General features: G+C 69.8%; 4 protein-coding genes. 1 reads left to right on the plus strand and 3 read right to left on the minus strand.

Annotated elements, in window-relative coordinates; translation table 11 throughout:
* A partial coding sequence (locus ACTWQJ_RS50675; protein ID WP_443313089.1) for a hypothetical protein occupies window positions 1-286 on the plus strand: 286 nt, incomplete at its 5' end.
* On the opposite strand, the gene ACTWQJ_RS50680 is transcribed toward ACTWQJ_RS50675, so the two are convergent.
* From ACTWQJ_RS50680 to ACTWQJ_RS50690, 3 genes are all read right to left on the minus strand, one after another.
* Entirely contained in the window at window positions 219-524 is a 306-nt protein-coding gene (locus ACTWQJ_RS50680; protein ID WP_443313086.1) for a DciA family protein, read from the minus strand. The two genes, ACTWQJ_RS50675 and ACTWQJ_RS50680, sit on opposite strands and share 68 nt — an antisense overlap.
* A gap of 195 nt (window positions 525-719) precedes the next feature.
* A complete protein-coding gene (locus tag ACTWQJ_RS50685) occupies window positions 720-1250 on the minus strand; it encodes a hypothetical protein (RefSeq protein ID WP_443313087.1) in 531 nt (176 codons plus the stop codon).
* A 310-nt stretch (window positions 1251-1560) separates the two neighbouring features.
* A partial coding sequence (locus ACTWQJ_RS50690) for a metal ABC transporter permease (protein WP_443313088.1) occupies window positions 1561-2123 on the minus strand: 563 nt, incomplete at its 5' end.

Consider the following 2123-nt stretch of genomic DNA (forward strand, 5'->3'; position numbering starts at 1 on the left):
TCAGAAGTTCTCAATTACCATCGGCAAGATCACCTGGGCGCTCGGATGGAAGCTGCCTGGCTTGTGCAGGCGCAGCCCGTCACTGATCTCCTGGGCGAGGACGCGGCGGCGGCGAGGAGGAGCGGGATCACCACACCACTTTCACGGCCGGCGTGAGCGGCATGTCCTGGCCGAGGAGGGCGGAGCCGACGCCGATCCCGACGTGTGCGAGGGCCGCGTCATCGCGGTGCACAGGACACAGGCCTGGGTCTCGGTGAGCTCACCGCGCCTTCGGAAGTCCACGTGACCTGGCCCGGCGACACCGCAGACCCGGCCGTGGTCCTGCAAAAGATCAATGGCTTGCGCAGGGCGCGCACGACCGTCTTGCCCGCCGACCGGTTGGCAGCGTCGATGACGCGGGCCTGCTCCAGGCGCAATTTCGTCACCCAGGCCGTCGACTCCGGGCACAGGGTGAGCCGACCGGAGTCGGCGTCGTAGCCGACGGCCGCGACGTGCCCGGCGGACTCGGGGCAATGACGGCCCACCGCTCACGCAGGGAAGCACCGGCGGCCGGGAGCTCCCAGGCCCGCTCGGGTGACCAGCGCGCCGATCGCGGTCGACAACACGACTGCTCGCTGAGCCCGGATTACGGCGGTTCCGCAGGAACCAGTGCGTATAAAGCTGCAGATCCTACACGCAGGGCCCTCCAGCCGATGGGTGCGCAGCCGTGCAGCGCGTCGCTACCGGCTGGGGGCAACGTCGCGGGCTGCGTACGCGAGCAGTTCACTGATAGCGGCTTCGTTGGAGGCCGGAGGTCGCGTACGCCACTGCGCCAGCGTCTCCCGGACGGTCTGCGCAACTGCCTTCGCGTGCTGCACCAGGTCGTCGTCGAGTGCGGTCATGTCCCCTGTCGCCGTGCGGCCCGTGACGACGATGGTCCCGGCCAGTGGGTACAGGGTCATGCCGCGCCAGGCACTCGCTAACGCCCATGCGGCCAGGTTCTGCGGGGGCCCGACCTGCCGGCCGGTGCCGTGGATGTGCAGCACGGCCCGCCGGTGGTACATCCCCTGATCGACGGCGTCGGGGGATCCGACGAGCTCCCGGATTACCGAATGCGCACCGGTCTCAGGAAGATCGAAATCCGTGACGGTGGCGTCCGTGAGCGAGGCCCGTACCGGCCCGGGGAAAATCATGTCGTAGTAGGGGCCGTTGATGGCATAGCCGAGCCCTTGATCGGCGCGGTCGGCCTCACTCGTGGTGGTCTTGGTCATCTGTGGCCTCTCTCGGTAGCGAGCGGTTCATCTCGGCGCCGATCCCCACAGGCATCGTTTCGCGGGCGCGCAAGCGCATCAGCGCCCTCCGGAGCCGGCGCGCACGACGGAGCCAGCTCTGGTCTGCTACCCGGCGCAGGGTGGACGGGTTGGCCGTGCGCTACGGGCGACGGACGCCGCGGCATCTGCAGACCCGTGCGTCCGTCGCAGGGGACGGGGCAGTAACGGGGGCCACGCGGCACTCGCGCTGCCTCTTGGCGAGCGCGACGAGCAGCCCCGCATGCACGGAGAGGGGCTGCTCGTCGAGCCGTCACCGTCCGGCAGGCGCGGGTGCAGGGGCGGGGACGCTGGGGTCATGGCGCCGGATGCGCTTCGCGAGGAGTCCGTGGCTGGGGGCCAGGCACCAGGTGAGGGCGAACAGGGCGGTGAGGACGACGACCACGGAGCCGCCTGCTGCCAGGTCGTAGGTGTACGAGACGTACAGACCCGCCACGCTCCCGGCACAGCCGATCAACGAGGCCAGCAGCGTCATCGCCCACAGCCGCTCCGTCAGCATGCGGGCGGTGGCGGCGGGGGTGATGAGCAGGGCGAGGACAAGGATGTTGCCGACCGCTTCCAGGGACATCACGATCGTCGTGGTCACGACGACGTAGAGCGCCAGGTCGAGGCGGAACACCGGCAAGCCAGCGGCGCGTGCCGTCTCGCGGTCGAGGCTGACGGCGACCAGTTCCTTGCCGAGCGCCAGCACGACGAGGACCAGTACGGCGCCGATGGTGGCCACGGTCCACACGTCCGCCGCGCTGACCGCGAGTACCTGTCCGAAGAGGAAGGAGGACAGGTCGGTCGTCCAGCTGTCGCGCGTGGACACCAGGA

The organism is Streptomyces sp. KR55 (assembly GCF_052245645.1).
GTDB classification, from domain to species: Bacteria; Actinomycetota; Actinomycetes; order Streptomycetales; family Streptomycetaceae; genus Streptomyces; species Streptomyces flavusporus.

Excerpts from the sequence above, each read along its gene's own strand:
- ACTWQJ_RS50685 (WP_443313087.1), bottom strand. The coding sequence starts at position 1,250 with ATGACCAAGACCACCACGAGTGAGGCCGACCGCGCCGATCAAGGGCTC.